This window comes from Escherichia sp. E4385, from assembly GCF_963883145.1.
Classification (GTDB): Bacteria; Pseudomonadota; Gammaproteobacteria; order Enterobacterales; family Enterobacteriaceae; genus Escherichia.
Window position 1 is genome coordinate 180,403 of sequence record NZ_CAWOOJ010000002.1, and the last position, 17,754, is coordinate 198,156.

Consider the following 17,754-nt stretch of genomic DNA (forward strand, 5'->3'; position numbering starts at 1 on the left):
CAGTCGGCTTGCCTGACTAGCGCCCGCCCAATAACAAACGAACAAAAATGGATAGAGGTGCAATGGATATCATTGGCGGACAACATCTACGTCAAATGTGGGACGATCTGGCGGACGTTTACGGTCATAAAACGGCGCTGATTTGTGAATCCAGCGGCGGAGTCGTTAACCGGTATAGTTATCTTGAGTTAAATCAGGAGATTAACCGCACGGCAAACCTGTTTTATACGCTGGGGATTCGCAAAGGCGACAAGGTTGCTCTACATCTCGACAACTGCCCGGAATTTATCTTTTGCTGGTTCGGGCTGGCAAAAATTGGCGCGATTATGGTGCCGATTAACGCCCGCCTGTTGCGCGAGGAAAGCGCGTGGATCCTGCAAAATAGCCAGGCGTGCCTGCTGGTAACCAGTGCGCAATTCTATCCTATGTATCAACAGATTCAGCAGGAAGATGCCACGCAGTTGCGGCACATTTGCCTGACAGATGTGTCACTTCCCGCTGATGATGGCGTGAGTTCGTTTACTCAACTGAAAAATCAACAACCTGCCACCTTGTGCTATGCACCGCCGCTATCGACCGACGATACGGCGGAAATTCTCTTCACCTCCGGCACCACCTCCCGACCGAAAGGTGTGGTAATTACCCATTACAACCTGCGCTTCGCTGGATATTACTCCGCCTGGCAGTGCGCACTGCGTGACGATGACGTCTACCTGACGGTAATGCCTGCGTTTCATATCGATTGCCAGTGTACTGCGGCGATGGCGGCGTTTTCTGCCGGAGCCACCTTTGTGCTGGTCGAGAAATATAGCGCCCGCGCCTTCTGGGGACAGGTACAGAAGTACCGCGCCACCGTTACCGAATGCATTCCGATGATGATTCGTACGTTGATGGTGCAGCCGCCTTCAGCGAACGATCGGCAACACCGCCTGCGGGAAGTGATGTTTTATCTCAACTTGTCGGAGCAGGAAAAAGATGCGTTTTGTGAACGCTTCGGCGTTCGCTTGCTGACGTCTTATGGGATGACGGAAACCATTGTGGGCATTATCGGCGATCGTCCTGGCGATAAACGACGCTGGCCGTCGATTGGTCGGGCGGGGTTTTGCTACGAAGCGGAGATCCGCGACGATCACAATCGCCCGCTCCCGGCAGGTGAGATCGGTGAAATCTGCATTAAAGGCGTACCTGGGAAAACCATCTTCAAAGAGTACTTTCTCAACCCACAAGCCACTACGAAAGTGCTGGAAGCCGATGGCTGGCTGCATACCGGCGATACCGGATACCGCGACGAAGAGGGCTTTTTTTATTTCGTCGATCGCCGCTGCAATATGATTAAACGTGGTGGCGAGAATGTCTCCTGCGTGGAGCTGGAAAATATTATCGCCGCGCACCCGAAAATTCAGGACATCGTGGTTGTGGGTATTAAAGATTCGATTCGCGATGAAGCCATCAAAGCGTTTGTGGTGCTGAATGAAGGTGAAATATTGAGCGAAGAGGAATTCTTCTGTTTTTGCGAACAGAATATGGCGAAATTTAAAGTGCCCTCTTATCTGGAGATCAGAAAAGATCTGCCACGTAATTGCTCGGGGAAAATAATCAGAAAGGCGCTGAAATAAACACTACAGCAGGGTACTACTCTGTCTGGTAATAATCACGTTCAACAATAATATGCATTTTTTTGCAGGGCCGTTGCCGTCCCTGAAAAAGCAAAAATGGAGAAAAGGAATGAGTGAATCATTACATCTGACCCGCAATGGATCAATTCTGGAAATTACCCTTGATCGTCCAAAAGCGAATGCTATTGATGCGAAAACCAGCTTTGAAATGGGCGAAGTATTTCTAAATTTCCGTGACGATCCGCAATTACGTGTCGCCATTATTACCGGTGCCGGAGAGAAATTCTTTTCCGCAGGCTGGGATTTAAAAGCAGCAGCAGAAGGCGAAGCACCGGATGCTGACTTTGGTCCGGGTGGTTTTGCGGGCTTAACCGAAATTTTCAATCTGGATAAACCGGTCATCGCAGCCGTGAACGGCTACGCCTTTGGCGGCGGCTTTGAACTGGCGCTGGCGGCAGATTTTATTGTTTGTGCCGATAACGCCAGCTTCGCCCTGCCGGAAGCCAAACTGGGCATCGTTCCTGACAGCGGCGGTGTGCTGCGTCTGCCGAAGATCCTGCCGCCTGCCATCGTCAATGAAATGGTGATGACCGGCAGAAGAATGGGCGCAGAAGAGGCGCTGCGTTGGGGGATAGTCAACCGCGTAGTTAGCCAGACGGAACTGATGGATAACGCCCGCGAACTGGCGCAGCAACTGGTTGACAGCGCCCCGCTGGCGATTGCGGCGCTGAAAGAGATCTACCGCACCACCAGCGAAATGCCAGTAGAAGAAGCGTATCGCTATATTCGCAGCGGCGTGTTGAAACACTACCCATCAGTTCTGCATTCGGAAGATGCCCTTGAAGGGCCGCTGGCGTTTGCCGAGAAGCGCGATCCGGTGTGGAAAGGACGTTAACAACCGTGAGCTATTACGCCTTTGAAGGGTTAATTCCGGTGGTTCACCCGACGGCGTTTGTCCATCCCAGTGCAGTATTGATTGGCGATGTGATTGTGGGGGCCGGAGTCTACATCGGCCCACTCGCCTCACTGCGTGGTGACTATGGGCGGTTGATCGTGCAAGCGGGAGCCAATATTCAGGATGGCTGCATTATGCATGGCTACTGCGACACTGACACCATCGTTGGAGAAAACGGCCATATCGGGCACGGCGCGATCCTGCATGGTTGTGTGATTGGTCGCGATGCATTGGTCGGGATGAACAGCGTGATTATGGATGGCGCGGTCATTGGCGAAGAGAGCATTGTTGCCGCTATGAGCTTTGTCAAAGCGGGCTTTAGTGGCGAGAAACGCCAGTTGTTGATGGGTACGCCAGCCCGCGCTGTACGCAGTGTGAGTGACGACGAGTTACACTGGAAGCGGTTAAATACCAAAGAATATCAGGATCTTGTCGGGCGCTGTCATGCATCGTTACATGAAACGCAGCCGTTGAGGCAAATGGAGGAAAATCGCCCCCGTTTGCAGGGGACGACGGATGTGACGCCGAAACGGTAACATCGTCAGATGCGGCATAAACGCCTTATCCAACCCTGCTGGAGAGCAACCGTAGGCCGGATAAGATGCGCCAGCATCGCATCCGGCAATAGCTGTCGGATGCGGCATAAACGCCTTATCCAACCCTGCTGGAGAGCAACCGTAGGCCGGATAAGATGCGCCAGCATCGCATCCGGCGATAGCTGTCGGATGCGGCATAAACGCCTTATCCAACCCTGCTGGAGAGCAACCGTAGGCCTGATAAGATGCGCCAGCATCGCATCCGGCGACCAGGTCGCACGGTATCAACGAAATGACATTAACGACGCATACTCTTTGACAACATCATCTGCCACTTCTGCTCGCGGTTAAGTTCCGTGAGCGGAACGGCAGGAATACGCGGCGTCTTTCTTACGCCGACTAATTTATCCCGGCTGTTATTGCGCAGGCGCGCGTAAATTTGCTCATCGATATCGACCACTTTTACCAGGCGCTGACACTGGCACCCTCGCCCCTCCAGCTTATTGGGGATCATTTTCACTTCACAGCTAATTTCAGCAACTTCACCCAAAATATAAGACAGGGTATTTATTGCCTTGCTGTGTTCAATATCAAAATGAATAGAGATCTCTCTTGCGATAATCCATCTGTTTTCTGCCATCATCCATTCGGCAATTAACAAGTAGAGTGGTTTTTCAACATATCCTTCACACATAGGAACTCCAGTTGCACTAATTAGAAATCTGGTCATGGCTTGTCTGTATATTAATCAAGCCCATATTAAAATTGTGGATATATTGATAGTATGCGACTTAATGATCCATATGTGTGAGCTATATCCGGATTATTAGGTTCAAATTGTGTATTAAAACCGATTCGCCAAAATTTGTACTGCGCATAAAAAAACGGCCCTCAATTGAGAACCGTTCTGATTATTTACTTAGCGGCCTATATTATTTTATTAACCGTCAGTGATTATTTTTTGATTTGCGCGTGCATTTCCTGCACCGAAATGACCTTCTCGGTCGCATCGGCATTCAGCGCCATCGCGGTAGCGAAACCACCGTTCAGGGTGGTGTCGTAATGCACTTTATATTGCAGCGCACTGCGACGAATCACGCGGGAGTCTTCAATCGCACGACGGCCTGAGGTGGTGTTGATGATGTAGGTATATTCGCCATTCTTAATACGGTCCTGAATGTGCGGACGGCCTTCATGCACCTTGTTTACCAGACGCGGATTGATACCCGCTTCGCCCAGCACAATCGCCGTGCCGTGGGTCGCATCCAGCTCGAAGCCCTGTTTCAGCAGTTTTGCCGCCAGGTCCACCACGCGTTCTTTATCGCCTTCGCGCACGGAAAGCAGCGCACGACCGTGTTTCTTCATGGTGGAGTTGCTGCCCAGCTGCGCTTTAGCGAACGCTTCAGCGAAGGTGCGGCCCACGCCCATGACTTCCCCGGTAGAGCGCATTTCTGGCCCTAACAGCGGGTCAACGCCCGGGAATTTGTTGAACGGCAGCACCACTTCTTTCACCGAGTAGTACGGCGGGATGACTTCTTTAGTCACGCCCTGCTCAGCCAGCGATTTGCCTGCCATCACGCGCGCCGCCACTTTTGCCAGCGGTACGCCGGTGGCTTTGGAGACGAACGGAACGGTACGCGCCGCACGCGGGTTAACTTCAATCAGGTAAACTTCGTTGTTTTTAACCGCAAACTGCACGTTCATCAGGCCGCGCACCTGCAATTCGAAGGCCAGTTTCTGCACCTGTTGGCGCATCACATCCTGAATTTCCTGACTTAAGGTGTAGGCTGGCAGAGAACATGCGGAGTCACCGGAATGCACGCCCGCCTGCTCAATATGCTCCATGATGCCGCCAATCAGCACCATTTCGCCATCGCAGATGGCGTCCACGTCAACTTCTACCGCGTCATCAAGGAAGTGATCCAGCAACACTGGCGCATCGTTAGACACGCTGACCGCCGTCTGGAAGTAGCGACGCAGGTCAGCTTCGTCGTAGACGATTTCCATCGCCCGACCGCCGAGAACGTAAGACGGGCGCACCACCAGCGGGTAGCCAATCTCTTTTGCCTTCTCAACCGCCATTTCAATAGCGGTAACGGTGGCGTTCGCCGGTTGTTTCAGTTTCAGACGGTCAACCGCATGCTGGAAGCGTTCACGGTCTTCCGCACGGTCGATAGCATCCGGGCTGGTACCGATAACCGGGACGCCAGCGGCTTCCAGCGCACGTGCCAGTTTCAGCGGGGTCTGACCGCCGTACTGGACGATAACGCCTTTCGGCTTCTCAATACGCACAATTTCCAGCACATCTTCCAGGGTTACCGGCTCGAAGTATAGACGGTCGGAGGTGTCGTAGTCGGTGGAGACGGTTTCCGGGTTACAGTTAACCATAATGGTTTCGTAACCGTCTTCACGCAGCGCCAGCGAGGCGTGTACGCAGCAGTAGTCGAATTCGATACCCTGACCGATACGGTTCGGGCCACCGCCGAGCACCATGATTTTTTCACGGTCGGTAGACGGATTCGCTTCGCACTCTTCTTCATAAGTGGAGTACATATAAGCGGTGTCGGTGGCAAATTCTGCCGCACAGGTATCCACGCGCTTGTAAACCGGATGCAGGTCATACTGGTCACGCAGCTTACGGATTTCTGCTTCACGCACGCCCGCGAGTTTTGCCAGACGCGCATCGGCAAAGCCTTTGCGTTTCAACTGGCGCAGGAAGTCAGCGTTCAGGCCAGTGATGCCCACTTCTGCCACTTTCTCTTCCAGACGCACCAGCTCTTCAATCTGTACCAGGAACCAGCGGTCAATGTTGGTCAGGTTGAAGACGCCGTCCACAGACAGGCCCGCACGGAAAGCATCGGCGATGTACCAGATACGCTCTGCGCCTGCGTCTTTCAGTTCGCGACGGATTTTGGTTAACGCTTCCGGGTCATCCAGGCTCACTTTCGGGTCAAAGCCAGTCGCACCGACTTCCAGGCCGCGCAGCGCTTTTTGCAGGGATTCCTGCTGCGTGCGACCAATCGCCATCACTTCGCCAACCGATTTCATCTGAGTGGTCAGACGGTCGTTCGCACCAGCGAATTTCTCGAAGTTGAAGCGAGGAATTTTGGTAACCACGTAGTCGATAGACGGCTCGAAGGACGCCGGAGTACGTCCGCCGGTGATGTCGTTCATCAGTTCGTCGAGGGTGTAACCCACCGCCAGTTTCGCCGCCACTTTGGCAATCGGGAAACCAGTGGCTTTCGACGCCAGCGCCGAAGAACGGGACACGCGCGGGTTCATTTCGATAACAATCAGACGACCGTTTTTCGGGTTCACCGCAAACTGAACGTTGGAACCACCGGTTTCAACGCCGATTTCACGCAGCACCGCCATCGAGGCGTTACGCATGATTTGATATTCTTTGTCGGTCAGCGTTTGCGCTGGCGCGACAGTGATGGAGTCACCGGTGTGGATGCCCATTGCATCGAAGTTTTCGATAGAGCAGACGATGATGCAGTTGTCGTTTTTATCACGCACCACTTCCATCTCGTACTCTTTCCAGCCAATCAGCGACTCATCAATCAGCAGCTCTTTGGTCGGGGAGAGATCCAGACCGCGGGCGCAGATTTCTTCAAACTCTTCGCGGTTATAAGCGATACCGCCACCGCTACCGCCCATGGTGAAGGATGGGCGAATAATGCACGGGAAGCCCACGTCAGCGGCAACCGCCAGCGCTTCTTCCATCGTGTGTGCAATACCGGAACGCGCAGTTTCCAGACCGATTTTCTTCATCGCTACGTCGAAACGGCGGCGGTCTTCTGCTTTATCAATCGCATCGGCGGTAGCACCAATCATGGTGACACCGAACTCTTCCAGCACACCCTGACGCTCCAGCTCCAGCGCGCAGTTCAACGCCGTCTGACCGCCCATCGTTGGCAGCACTGCGTCCGGGCGCTCTTTTTCAATAATCTTGCGTACCACTTCCCAGTGAATCGGCTCGATGTAGGTCGCATCAGCCATTTCCGGGTCGGTCATGATGGTCGCCGGGTTGGAGTTCACCAGAATAACGCGGTAACCCTCTTCGCGCAGGGCTTTACATGCTTGCGCGCCAGAGTAGTCAAACTCACACGCCTGACCGATAACAATCGGGCCCGCACCCAGAATCAGGATACTTTTTATATCTGTACGTTTTGGCATGACTCTTTTACTCCTGATTACTTAGCGGTTTTACGGTACTGCTCAATTAACTCGATAAAGTGGTCGAACAACGGCGCTGCGTCGTGCGGACCAGGGCTGGCTTCAGGGTGACCCTGGAAGCTGAACGCCGGTTTATCGGTGCGATGAATCCCCTGTAACGTACCGTCGAACAGGGATTTATGTGTAACACGCAGGTTTGCAGGTAATGTTGCTTCATCCACCGCAAAACCGTGGTTCTGGGCGGTGATCATCACCACGTTTTTCTCCACATCTTTCACCGGATGGTTGCCGCCGTGGTGTCCGAACTTCATCTTAATGGTCTTCGCACCGCTCGCCAGCGCCAGCAACTGATGGCCGAGGCAGATGCCGAATACCGGAATATCGGTTTCGAGGAATTTCTGGATGGCAGTAATAGCGTAATCGCACGGGGCCGGGTCGCCAGGACCGTTGGAGAGGAAGATGCCGTCTGGATTCATTTTCAGCACATCTTCCGCAGATGTTTGCGCCGGAACGATGGTCAGGCGGCAGCCTCTGTCCACCAGCATCCGCAGGATGTTGCGCTTGGCACCGAAATCGTAGGCCACGACGTGGAACGGCAGCTCGTCTTCTTTTTTCGCTTCTGGCAGGCCGCCGGTCAGCGTCCAGCTCCCTTGTGTCCAGCTATAGGCTTCTGCGGTAGTCACTTCTTTTGCCAGATCCATGCCGTTCAGACCTGGGAACGCGCGGGCTTTTTCTAACGCCAGCGCCGCATCCGGGTTATCGCCTGCGATAATGCAGCCATTCTGTGCGCCTTTCTCGCGCAGTAAACGCGTCAGCTTACGGGTATCGATATCGGCAATCGCCACGATGTTATGGCGCTTCAGGTAAGAAGAGAGGTCTTCGGTGTTGCGGAAGTTGCTGGCAATCAGCGGCAGGTCACGAATCACCAGACCTTGTGCATGTACCTGAGAGGATTCTTCATCGGCGTCATTAGTGCCGACATTGCCAATATGGGGATAAGTAAGAGTAACGATTTGACGAGAATAGGAAGGATCAGTGAGGATTTCTTGATAACCGGTCATTGAAGTATTGAAAACGACTTCCCCAACCGCCGAACCTGTTGCCCCTATGGCCCGACCGTGAAACTGGGTTCCGTCTTCCAGAACCAATAGCGCTGACTTAATCAAAACACCCTCCAGAGAATATTCACTCACTTTATTTGCATATTAATTCACAATGATGACGCAAATCAATGCAAATCTGCTTACCGACGAATTTCTGGCAAACGGCGGCATTCTGGAGATATGGGCGCTAAAAGTCAACTCAATCGCGGTATTTATTATATGATTTTATGCGTCATGCATATTTTTATGGCATTAAGCGACAAAAAGATCACCTAACGTAGTCAGGAAAACGCTTGCACAGCGAGAAGAATGTAAAAACAAAATTCACTCGGAAAAAAGTGGACCAGATGGTCAAAATTTACATTAAAACAACAAAAACCACAGACAAAACTTTATATTTTTAGCAATTTTCATCAACAATTAATAAAAAACCACAAAATAAAAGGGCTAAAAATTAAAGCCCTTTACAATCAATGAATTAGATATGTTATTTTTGCATCAATGCAAATGTTTTGTGGTTATAATTTATTGAGATCCAGCACATCTCGCATATCAAAAAGACCATTTTTCTTGCCATTTAGCCACAATGCCGATCTTACCGCACCGTTAGCAAATGTCATGCGGCTGGACGCCTTATGGGTAATCTCCAGACGTTCGCCGATATCAGCAAACATGGCGGTATGTTCACCCACAATGTCACCCGCACGTACAGTGGCAAAACCAATGGTGCCAGGAACACGTTCACCAGTATGGCCTTCACGACTGTAGACCGCGCAATCTTTCAGGTCTTTGTCCAGTGCATGAGCAATCGCCTCCCCCATTGCCAGCGCAGTGCCTGACGGCGCATCGACTTTATGTCTATGATGTGCTTCGATAATTTCAATATCGGTGTAGTCACCCATTACCTGAGTGGCTTTCTCCAGCAGCTTAAGCATGACGTTAACGCCAACGCTAAAATTGGCGGCAAAGACAATCGCAATATCTGTGGCAGCGTCACGAATCGCTTGTTTGCCAGCGTCATCAAAACCCGTTGTACCAATCACCATCCCTTTGCCATGCTGGCGACAAAAAGCGAGATGGTTCAGCGTACCTTCCGGACGGGTAAAATCGATAAACACATCAAAATCATCTTTTACCGCGTCGAGGCTGCTTTGCACGGTAACGCCTGTTTTTCCGACTCCGGCCAGTTCACCAGCGTCGCTGCCCAGTAAAGAAGATCCTTCGCGCTCCAGCGCCGCGCCCAGCTGCACGCCTTCTAATGCCAGCGCCGCCTGAATCAACTGGCGGCCCATACGCCCCCCGGCTCCCGCGATGGCAACGCGGATGTTTGCATTATGCATAGCTATTCTCTTTTGTTAATTTGCATAGACCGTTTTCAGAGTAACCAGCGCATCGCTACGCCGCCAGCCAAAAACGCTGATAATTAGAAATTAATGATAAACAGGGAGGGATATCAGTGAAAGGCATGACGCAGAAAGTGATGCGTCATACCATCTGTCATTATGCCTGGTCTTGTGACTTTGACGGCAGGCAGCAAAGTATAAGCAGAATTACGCCCGTAACAGGGATCAACACGACAACAATAACCCACCACCCTGGATATCCGATATCGTGCATCCTTCTGACGGCTAGCGCCATCGCCGGTACGGCAAAAATCAACGTTAAAATAAATGACGCGGGCAGCGCAAAAAAAATGAAAACACCATAGTCATTGTTCATTGTTTCCGCAAACCACCAGCATAAAAGCGGTAGCAGACAGATAACGACACTACCGATCATAAATGACCAGAACTCAAAACGGGTGGCGACACCTTCATAATTAAAGATGTTTTTCCACCCTTCCAAATACGCTTCTCCATACGTCATAGAACACTTCCTTGTTTTCTGATTAGTTCGCCAGGGCCAGCACTTCCGCCACCCACTGCTGAAAGCCTTTCACATCCAGATCCAGCGCCACCTGCACGTTTGCAGGTTTACTCAGGCAACCGTCGATATCAACAACCGTAGTACCTGAGGTAAATTCGCCCTGCGTTTCCACTGCCACAAAACACGGCTTGAGAGTGAATAAGTCCGGGCGCACCAGCCAGGCGATGGCGCAGAGATCGTGCATACGCAGGCCGCTTTGCATACTGCCGCTACGGTAGTGACTAAACAAGGCGTGCAGCATTTTTCCGGTACGATTCAACTCCGGCAATGTAGCAAGATAATCAGGAGCTAACACCGCCTGATTGGTGACATCCAGACCGCACATGACGATTTCGATGCCGCTACGGAAGACGCACGCAGCCGCTTCTGGATCGGCAGCGATATTAAACTCGGCGTTTGGTGTGCAGTTGCCGCGTCCGGCAGCCCCACCCATGATCACCAGACGGCGAATATGCGGTTTGCATTCCGGGCATTGTGAAAGTAACAGCGCAATATTGGTTAACGGGCCGATGGCTACCAGAGTAACAGGCTCAGGCGCACGCAGCAGGGCATCACGAATCGCCAGAAATGCGGGTTTGTCCAGTGGGCTTCTGTTGTGCTCGACAAAGTCGTAGCCAGCCATTCCCGATTCACCGTGCACAGATGCTGCATTACGCGGTGCGCGTACCAGCGGCACGGCAGCTCCCTGGGCAAGCGGAATCTCCGCATTCCAGAAATGCAGCAGTTGCAGGGCGTTGCGGGTAGTTTTCTCAACCGAGACATTACCTGCGACGGTGGTCATCAGTTGCAGGTCGAGCTCGGGGGCAAAAATCGCGGCGGCAATGGCGACGGCATCGTCAATGCCGGGGTCTGTATCGAGGAAAATAGGTAAACGCATGTTTTCTCCATAAAAAATGCCGGTAACAAGACCGGCATTTTCGCATAACTTAGGCTGCTAATGACTTAATCAACTTCACGAATATCGACACGCAACTCTTTCGGCACTTCGAAAACGATATTTTCTTCGCGGCCTTCCAGCGGAATGGCTTCGCCACCGCCAAGCTGCTGTAAACGTGCGACTACGTTCTGTACCAGAATATCCGGAGCCGATGCGCCAGCAGTCACACCGACGCATTTCACCTCTTTTACCCACTCTTCCTGGATATCTGTCGCATCGTCAATCAAAAACGCCCGTTTGCCCATGCGCTGGGCCAGTTCCGCCAGACGGTTGGAGTTGGAGGAGTTTTTCGAACCGACCACCAACACAACTTCTGCCTGCTCTGCCAGGGCGCGTACCGCTTCCTGACGGTTGGTGGTGGCGTAGCAGATATCATCTTTGCGCGGCCCGACAATTTTCGGGAAGCGTTTACGCAGCGCGTCGATGACATCAGACGTGTCATCCACAGATAGCGTGGTCTGGGTCATAAAGGAGAGTTTCTCTTCGTTTTTGACCGTCAGTTTCCACACATCGTCCGGCGATTCGACCAGATACATTCCCCCTTCCGGGTTACTGTACTGGCCCATCGTACCTTCCACTTCCGGATGCCCGGCGTGGCCGATGAGAATTGACTCTTCGCCACGACGGCTGGCGCGCGCGACTTCCATATGCACTTTGGTCACCAGCGGACAGGTCGCGTCAAATACCGTCAAATCACGGCTTTTCGCTTCGTTACGTACCGCCTGAGAAACACCGTGTGCGGAGAAAATCAGGATCGCGCCGTCTGGCACTTCGCTGATCTGCTCAATAAAGATAGCCCCACGCTCACGCAGGCTATCGACCACGTAGCGGTTGTGCACCACTTCGTGGCGGACATAAATTGGTGCGCCGTAGATGGCCAGCGCGTTTTCAACAATGCTGATAGCGCGGTCTACCCCGGCACAAAAACCACGCGGGTTGGCCAACAGGATCTGCATGTTACGCCTCCAGTGCCGGATCGATTTCCAGCACTTCAATATCAAAATGAACGGTCTGCCCGGCCAGCGGATGGTTGAAATCAACGGTAATGGAGTCGCCGTTAATTTCGCGGATCACGCCAGGCATCTCACTGCCATCCATTGCGGTAAAAAGCATGATTGCGCCAATTTCTGGCTCGCCTGCATCCATAAACTCACGGCGGGAGAAGTACTGAATCAGGTCCGGTGACGGCACGCCAAACGCCGCATCAGGCTCCAGCGAGAAGGTGGTTTTATCGCCCACTTTAAGCCCCAGCAGATGTTGCTCCAGCCCTTCAGAAAGAGAAGCATCACCCAGGCGGAATAGCGCCGGTTTACCGTTGTTGCGGGTAGACTCGGCGGTGGTGCCATCGTCGAGTTTTAGCGTGAAGTGCACCAGGACGGCGCTATTGCTCTGTACAGATTCAGACATGCAGGTTTGCTCTTATATTTTGAGGGTTTGTGCCGGATGCGCCTACGATTTCGCAGCAATCTGTAGGCCGGATAAGATGCGTTAGCATCGCATCCGGCAGGGTTTATTATTGTTTTTTCGCTTTAGAAGGCAAAAAACCTTCCAGCACAATCAGTGCCGCACCGACACAGATTGCAGTATCGGCAAGGTTGAAGGTGGCGAAGTGCCAGTCGCCGACGTAGAAGTCGATCATATCGACAACGAAGCCGTGCCACAGGCGGTCGAACAGGTTGCCCAGCGCGCCGCCAATAATCAGCGCGTAAGCGATATTGTTTAGCTTCTGCGTGGCTTTTGAGCGATACATCATCACTACCAGAATCACGCTAATACCAATCGCAATACCGGCAAAGAACCAACGCTGCCAGCCGCCGCTATCGGCAAGGAAACTAAACGCCGCGCCATAGTTACGCGCATAATGCAGATTAAGCGACGGGAACAGCGGGACCGTATCCCCCAGAGCAAAGTTCTGGAGGATCAGGTATTTGCTGCCCAGATCGATAATCAGCACGACTACCACCAGCCACAGCCAGCGTAGCCCTGTTGAACAGATCGATTGACTCATCAGGCAAACTTACGTTTTTCACCGTCACCGGCGACGTTGCTGACACAGCGGCCGCAGATTTCTGCGTGTTCCGCCACCTTGCCGACATCCTGGGTGTAGTGCCAGCAGCGTGGACACTTCTCACCTTCAGCACGAGTTACAACTGCCTGAACGGTTGTATTACCAGGGTTATACTGGATATTTTCATCATTGATACCGCCAGCCTCATCAGAAATGACGAATTGAGACGTAATGAAAATGAATCTCGCCTCTTCGCCCAGACGTTTTAGCTTCGCAATAGTCCCCAGATCATCGTCAGCATATTTCAGCGTAACTTTAGCTTCCAGATTAGACTTGATGCCATTCGCCTTCTGATTTTCCAGTTCTTTGTTTACCTGATCTTTGATGTAACGAACATCGTCCCAGAAGGAATCATTAAATTCCTCATCATCTGCCAGGCCAAACAGGCCTTCGTACCACTCGCCAGTGAAGACGTATTTTTCACGCTCGCCCGGCAGGTAGCCCCACACTTCATCAGCGGTGAAGGAGAGGATAGGTGCCATCCAGCGAACCAGCGCTTCAGCGATGTGATACAGCGCAGTCTGGCAGCTACGACGCGCCACGCTATCCGCTTTGGCGGTGTACTGACGGTCTTTGATGATGTCGAGGTAGAAGGAACCCATCTCAACGGAGCAGAAGCGCATCAGACGCTGTACCACTTCGTGGAAATCGTATGCTTCGTACGCCTTGAGGATGTCTTCCTGTGCCGCTTTCGCACAACCTACGGCCCAGCGATCCAGTACCACCATCTCTTCCGGTTTCACCATATCTTTTGCCGGATCAAAACCGTTCAGGTTTGCCAGCAGGAAGCGCGCGGTGTTACGGATACGACGATAGCTGTCGGCAGCACGTTTCAGGATCTCGTCAGAAACGGCCATTTCACCGGTGTAGTCGGTAGATGCCACCCACAGACGCAGAATATCCGCGCCCAGTTTGTTCATCACATCCTGCGGCGAAACGGTGTTGCCGATGGATTTAGACATCTTGCGACCCTGACCATCCACGGTAAAGCCGTGGGTCAGTACCTGACGATACGGCGCTTTGCCCTTCATCGCGGTAGAGATCATCAGAGAGGACATGAACCAGCCGCGGTGTTGGTCAGAACCTTCCAGATACATATCCGCTGCGTGACCAGCAAATTCAGGACGCACGTCAACAACGGAAGAGTGGGTAGATCCGGAGTCAAACCATACGTCCAGCGTATCCGGCACTTTCACATACTGGTCAGCTTCGTCGCCGAGAATCTCTTTCGCATCGAGATCCCACCACGCCTGGATGCCATCAACTTCAACGCGTTTTGCCACTTCTTCTATCAGTTCAAGGGTACGCGGATGCAGTTCTTCCGTGTCTTTATGCACGAACAGTGACATCGGTACGCCCCAGGTGCGCTGACGGGAGATACACCAGTCAGGACGGTTAGCGACCATCGACTCGATACGCGCCTGGCCCCAATCCGGGATCCACTGCACGCCTTTGATCTCTTTCAGCGACTGCGCGCGCAAACCTTCTTTGTCCATGCTGACGAACCACTGCGGTGTCGCGCGGAAGATGATCGGCGTTTTGTGACGCCAGCAGCACGGATAGCTGTGCTGCATTTTCTCAACGTGCAGCAGCGCGCCTTTTTCCTGCAGCAGCGCAACGACGATGTCGTTCGCTTTGAAGACATTCACGCCATCCAGCGTCGGGTAAGTACCCGGCAGATAAGTGCCGTCCGGGCCAACCGGGTTAGCGGTTTCCAGACCGTATTTCTGGCCAATCACATAGTCGTCCGGACCGTGGCCAGGCGCGGTGTGAACGGCACCGGTACCAGCATCCAGGGTAACGTGATCGCCGAGGATTGCCGGAACGTCGAAACCCATAAACGGATGGGTAAAGCGCAGCAGCTCAAGCTCCGCACCTTTTACCGTGCCGAGAATGGTGTAATCGGTCACGCCGATACGCTGCATTACGCTTTCAACCAGATCTTTCGCCAGAATCACGGCCTGACCGTCGATCTGCACCAGCGCATAGTCGAAATCCGGTGCAATAGAGATTGCGCGGTTTGCAGGCAGAGTCCACGGCGTAGTGGTCCAGATTACCAGCGAGATTGGGCCGTTAACGTTGCTGACGCCAAATTTTGCTTTCAGCGCATCCTGATCGACCGCCTGGAAAGCAACGTCGATGGACGGAGAAGTTTTGTCGTAATACTCAACTTCCGCTTCTGCCAGTGCAGAACGGCAGTCAACGCACCAGTGCACTGGCTTCGCGCCTTTGTGCAGGTGACCGTTGCCGATGATTTTGCCCAGCGCGCGGATGATGTTGGCTTCAGTTTTGAAGTCCATGGTCAGGTACGGGTGCGACCAGTCGCCCAGCACGCCCAGACGGATAAAGTCTTTGCGCTGACCGTCAACCTGGGTAGCTGCGTATTCGCGGCACTTGGCGCGGAACTCGGCAGCAGTGAATTTCTCACCCGGCTTACCGTATTCTTGCTCTACTTTCAGCTCGATCGGCAGACCGTGGCAGTCCCAGCCAGGCACATACGGCGAGTCATAACCGGAAAGTCCTTTGGACTTCACGATTATGTCTTTCAGAATCTTGTTAACCGAGTGACCAATATGAATGCTGCCATTCGCATAAGGAGGGCCATCATGCAGAATGAAGGTTTTTTTGCCTTTTTTAGCCGCACGAATGATGCCGTACAGGTCATCATCAGTCCAACGCGCCAGCATTCCCGGTTCGCGTTTGGCGAGATCGCCACGCATCGGGAACCCTGTTTCCGGCAAATTCAGGGTTGATTTATAGTCACTCATCAGATTCTCGGTTCCGTATTTCGGTTTGATTACATAACAGGCTTAAGCCGGTTTTGTTAGCCCAAAAAATTCGCGGGCGGTTAATTCATCACGCGCAATCTGCGCTTTCAGTTCGTCCAGCGACGCAAATCGCTGCTCATTGCGTATTTTTTTACGCAGCACTACTTGTATATGGCGACCGTAAAGGTCCATTGCAACATCTAACAAATGCACTTCCAGCTGCTGGCGAATACCGGCAACCGTTGGACGTGTTCCGATGTTTGCCACGCCGGGTAACGGCTTTTCGCCGAGGCCCAGCACTTCCACCGCATAAACCCCTTTCACCGGGGAAACCTGACGGCGTAGCGGTACATTCGCCGTCGGGAAACCTATCGTGCGCCCTAATTCATCACCGTGGACCACACGCCCGGAGATGGCAAACGGGTGCCCCAGTAAACTTTCTGCCAGAGCCAGATTATCGTCTGCAAGTGCCTGACGCACAGCGGTGCTGCTGATACGCACGCCACCTTCGCAAAAAGTTTGCGTACTGGTAATGTCAAAGCCGTATTCCACGCCAGCTTTCTGTAATAACAAGAAATCGCCTTCACGACCAGCGCCAAAGCGGAAATCATCACCCACGGCGAGGAATTTTACCCGCAAATGCTTCACCAGTAGATCGCTGATGAAGTTTTGCGCAGTCAGCGCCGCAAAGCGCCTGTCGAAACGCACGCACAGCACGTAATCTACGCCACACTCTGCAAGGTAACGCAATTTTTCCCGCAGTCGAGTCAGTCTTGCCGGGGCTTTATCGGTAGCAAACAGTTCCAGTGGTTGAGGTTCAAAAAGCATCACCATCACCGGTAAGTTTCGCCTGCGCCCTTCTTCCTGCAAGCCCTGCAACAGCGCGCGATGACCGCGATGCACGCCGTCGAAATTACCAATAGTCAGCACACACCCTTCTTGCGGGGCCTGGCTGAGATTATGTATGCCGCGTATCAGCTTCATGTCTGGCTCAAAACAGTGAAAATCGTCCGAGTATACCTTGTACAGCGGTCAAGGTTAACCGGCGATTGAGTACCGAAATCAGAAAGAAGTGGCTTTTCATTGCCATGGCGCAAATCACGGGCAGAAACTCACGGCCTGATGCAATTTTTATCGCGGAAAAGCTGTATTCACACCCCGCAAGCTGGTAGAATCCTGCGCCATCACTACGTAACGAGCGCCGGCACATTAACGGCGCTTATTTGCACAAATCCATTGACAAAAGAAGGCTAAAAGGGCATATTCCTCGGCCTTTGAATTGTCCATATAGAACACATTTGGGAGTTGGACCTTGGCTAATATCAAATCAGCTAAGAAGCGCGCCATTCAGTCTGAAAAGGCTCGTAAGCACAACGCAAGCCGTCGCTCTATGATGCGTACTTTCATCAAGAAAGTATACGCAGCTATCGAAGCTGGCGACAAAGCTGCTGCACTGAAAGCATTTAACGAAATGCAACCGATCGTGGACCGTCAGGCTGCTAAAGGTCTGATCCACAAAAACAAAGCTGCACGTCATAAGGCTAACCTGACTGCACAGATCAACAAACTGGCTTAATCGCCTTTTGTTGTCAGCTTTGTAAAAAAGCCCGCGCAAGCGGGTTTTTTTATGCCCATCTGCAGGCCAAAACTGCAGCCTGCAGAGTAC

The 17,754-nt window shown here is 52.5% G+C and carries 17 protein-coding genes; 4 read left to right on the forward strand and 13 right to left on the reverse strand.

The window, feature by feature from the left end; genetic code table 11:
* The first annotated feature begins 62 nt into the window (after window positions 1-62).
* The 3 genes from caiC (at window position 63) to caiE (ending at window position 3,107) form a co-directional block, all read left to right on the forward strand.
* Window positions 63-1,616, forward strand: a complete 1,554-nt coding sequence (gene caiC / locus AACS80_RS03310) for a crotonobetaine/carnitine-CoA ligase (RefSeq protein WP_135409467.1) — start codon at window positions 63-65, stop codon at window positions 1,614-1,616.
* Window positions 1,617-1,725: 109 nt separating this feature from the next.
* A complete protein-coding gene (gene caiD, locus AACS80_RS03315; protein WP_130259614.1) occupies window positions 1,726-2,511 on the forward strand; it encodes a crotonobetainyl-CoA hydratase in 786 nt (261 codons plus the stop codon).
* Between the two features lie 5 nt (window positions 2,512-2,516).
* Window positions 2,517-3,107 carry a carnitine operon protein CaiE gene (gene caiE, locus AACS80_RS03320; protein ID WP_000122884.1) on the forward strand — a complete coding sequence of 197 codons (591 nt, stop codon included), beginning with the start codon at window positions 2,517-2,519 and terminating at the stop codon, window positions 3,105-3,107.
* On the opposite strand, the gene AACS80_RS03325 is transcribed toward caiE, so the two are convergent.
* The 13 genes from AACS80_RS03325 to AACS80_RS03385 all read right to left on the reverse strand — a co-directional run bounded on the left by AACS80_RS03325 (window position 3,024) and on the right by AACS80_RS03385 (window position 17,298).
* Complete coding sequence (locus AACS80_RS03325) at window positions 3,024-3,395, reverse strand: hypothetical protein (RefSeq protein ID WP_138183653.1); 372 nt, start codon at window positions 3,393-3,395, stop codon at window positions 3,024-3,026. The two genes, caiE and AACS80_RS03325, sit on opposite strands and share 84 nt — an antisense overlap.
* Before the next feature lie 10 nt (window positions 3,396-3,405).
* Entirely contained in the window at window positions 3,406-3,801 is a 396-nt protein-coding gene (gene caiF, locus AACS80_RS03330) for a carnitine metabolism transcriptional regulator CaiF (protein ID WP_135409449.1), read from the reverse strand.
* 260 nt (window positions 3,802-4,061) lie between these two features.
* Entirely contained in the window at window positions 4,062-7,286 is a 3,225-nt protein-coding gene (gene carB / locus AACS80_RS03335; protein ID WP_138183654.1) for a carbamoyl-phosphate synthase large subunit, read from the reverse strand.
* Between the two features lie 17 nt (window positions 7,287-7,303).
* Window positions 7,304-8,452, reverse strand: a complete 1,149-nt coding sequence (carA, locus tag AACS80_RS03340) for a glutamine-hydrolyzing carbamoyl-phosphate synthase small subunit (protein WP_001589662.1) — start codon at window positions 8,450-8,452, stop codon at window positions 7,304-7,306.
* A gap of 455 nt (window positions 8,453-8,907) precedes the next feature.
* Window positions 8,908-9,729 carry a 4-hydroxy-tetrahydrodipicolinate reductase gene (gene dapB / locus AACS80_RS03345; protein ID WP_130204841.1) on the reverse strand — a complete coding sequence of 274 codons (822 nt, stop codon included), beginning with the start codon at window positions 9,727-9,729 and terminating at the stop codon, window positions 8,908-8,910.
* Window positions 9,730-9,889: 160 nt separating this feature from the next.
* Window positions 9,890-10,255 carry a DUF805 domain-containing protein gene (locus tag AACS80_RS03350; RefSeq protein WP_135409448.1) on the reverse strand — a complete coding sequence of 122 codons (366 nt, stop codon included), beginning with the start codon at window positions 10,253-10,255 and terminating at the stop codon, window positions 9,890-9,892.
* Between the two features lie 22 nt (window positions 10,256-10,277).
* Window positions 10,278-11,192 carry a ribonucleoside hydrolase RihC gene (rihC, locus tag AACS80_RS03355; RefSeq protein ID WP_135409447.1) on the reverse strand — a complete coding sequence of 305 codons (915 nt, stop codon included), beginning with the start codon at window positions 11,190-11,192 and terminating at the stop codon, window positions 10,278-10,280.
* 65 nt (window positions 11,193-11,257) lie between these two features.
* Window positions 11,258-12,208 (reverse strand): 4-hydroxy-3-methylbut-2-enyl diphosphate reductase, encoded by a 951-nt coding sequence (ispH, locus tag AACS80_RS03360; RefSeq protein ID WP_130204835.1) that lies wholly within the window; start codon window positions 12,206-12,208, stop codon window positions 11,258-11,260.
* A 1-nt stretch (window position 12,209) separates the two neighbouring features.
* The gene (gene fkpB, locus AACS80_RS03365; RefSeq protein ID WP_000004655.1) at window positions 12,210-12,659 is read right to left on the reverse strand and encodes an FKBP-type peptidyl-prolyl cis-trans isomerase; all 450 of its coding nucleotides are present in this window, start codon (window positions 12,657-12,659) and stop codon (window positions 12,210-12,212) included.
* Between the two features lie 106 nt (window positions 12,660-12,765).
* On the reverse strand, window positions 12,766-13,260 hold the full coding sequence (gene lspA / locus AACS80_RS03370; RefSeq protein ID WP_000083381.1) for a signal peptidase II: 495 nt from the start codon (window positions 13,258-13,260) through the stop codon (window positions 12,766-12,768).
* Complete coding sequence (gene ileS / locus AACS80_RS03375; protein WP_135491893.1) at window positions 13,260-16,088, reverse strand: isoleucine--tRNA ligase; 2,829 nt, start codon at window positions 16,086-16,088, stop codon at window positions 13,260-13,262. The genes lspA and ileS overlap by 1 nt, the downstream gene beginning before the upstream one ends.
* A 42-nt stretch (window positions 16,089-16,130) precedes the next feature.
* On the reverse strand, window positions 16,131-17,072 hold the full coding sequence (ribF, locus tag AACS80_RS03380; protein ID WP_130204831.1) for a bifunctional riboflavin kinase/FAD synthetase: 942 nt from the start codon (window positions 17,070-17,072) through the stop codon (window positions 16,131-16,133).
* 7 nt (window positions 17,073-17,079) lie between these two features.
* On the reverse strand, window positions 17,080-17,298 hold the full coding sequence (locus AACS80_RS03385; RefSeq protein WP_064525381.1) for a DUF2575 family protein: 219 nt from the start codon (window positions 17,296-17,298) through the stop codon (window positions 17,080-17,082).
* A gap of 102 nt (window positions 17,299-17,400) precedes the next feature.
* Between AACS80_RS03385 and rpsT the strand changes: the two genes are divergently transcribed.
* Entirely contained in the window at window positions 17,401-17,664 is a 264-nt protein-coding gene (rpsT, locus tag AACS80_RS03390; RefSeq protein WP_001274019.1) for a 30S ribosomal protein S20, read from the forward strand.
* Window positions 17,665-17,754 lie beyond the last annotated feature (90 nt).

What these genes read in the sequence shown, in the direction of transcription:
- caiC (WP_135409467.1), top strand. Translation starts at nt 63, where the DNA reads ATGGATATCATTGGCGGACAACATCTACGTCAAATGTGGGACGATCTG.
- caiD (WP_130259614.1), top strand. Translation starts at nt 1,726, where the DNA reads ATGAGTGAATCATTACATCTGACCCGCAATGGATCAATTCTGGAAATT.
- caiF (WP_135409449.1), bottom strand. Translation starts at nt 3,801, where the DNA reads ATGTGTGAAGGATATGTTGAAAAACCACTCTACTTGTTAATTGCCGAA.
- carB (WP_138183654.1), bottom strand. Translation starts at nt 7,286, where the DNA reads ATGCCAAAACGTACAGATATAAAAAGTATCCTGATTCTGGGTGCGGGC.
- dapB (WP_130204841.1), bottom strand. Translation starts at nt 9,729, where the DNA reads ATGCATAATGCAAACATCCGCGTTGCCATCGCGGGAGCCGGGGGGCGT.
- AACS80_RS03350 (WP_135409448.1), bottom strand. Translation starts at nt 10,255, where the DNA reads ATGACGTATGGAGAAGCGTATTTGGAAGGGTGGAAAAACATCTTTAAT.
- rihC (WP_135409447.1), bottom strand. Translation starts at nt 11,192, where the DNA reads ATGCGTTTACCTATTTTCCTCGATACAGACCCCGGCATTGACGATGCC.
- ispH (WP_130204835.1), bottom strand. Translation starts at nt 12,208, where the DNA reads ATGCAGATCCTGTTGGCCAACCCGCGTGGTTTTTGTGCCGGGGTAGAC.
- fkpB (WP_000004655.1), bottom strand. Translation starts at nt 12,659, where the DNA reads ATGTCTGAATCTGTACAGAGCAATAGCGCCGTCCTGGTGCACTTCACG.
- lspA (WP_000083381.1), bottom strand. Translation starts at nt 13,260, where the DNA reads ATGAGTCAATCGATCTGTTCAACAGGGCTACGCTGGCTGTGGCTGGTG.
- ileS (WP_135491893.1), bottom strand. Translation starts at nt 16,088, where the DNA reads ATGAGTGACTATAAATCAACCCTGAATTTGCCGGAAACAGGGTTCCCG.
- ribF (WP_130204831.1), bottom strand. Translation starts at nt 17,072, where the DNA reads ATGAAGCTGATACGCGGCATACATAATCTCAGCCAGGCCCCGCAAGAA.
- AACS80_RS03385 (WP_064525381.1), bottom strand. Translation starts at nt 17,298, where the DNA reads ATGTGCCGGCGCTCGTTACGTAGTGATGGCGCAGGATTCTACCAGCTT.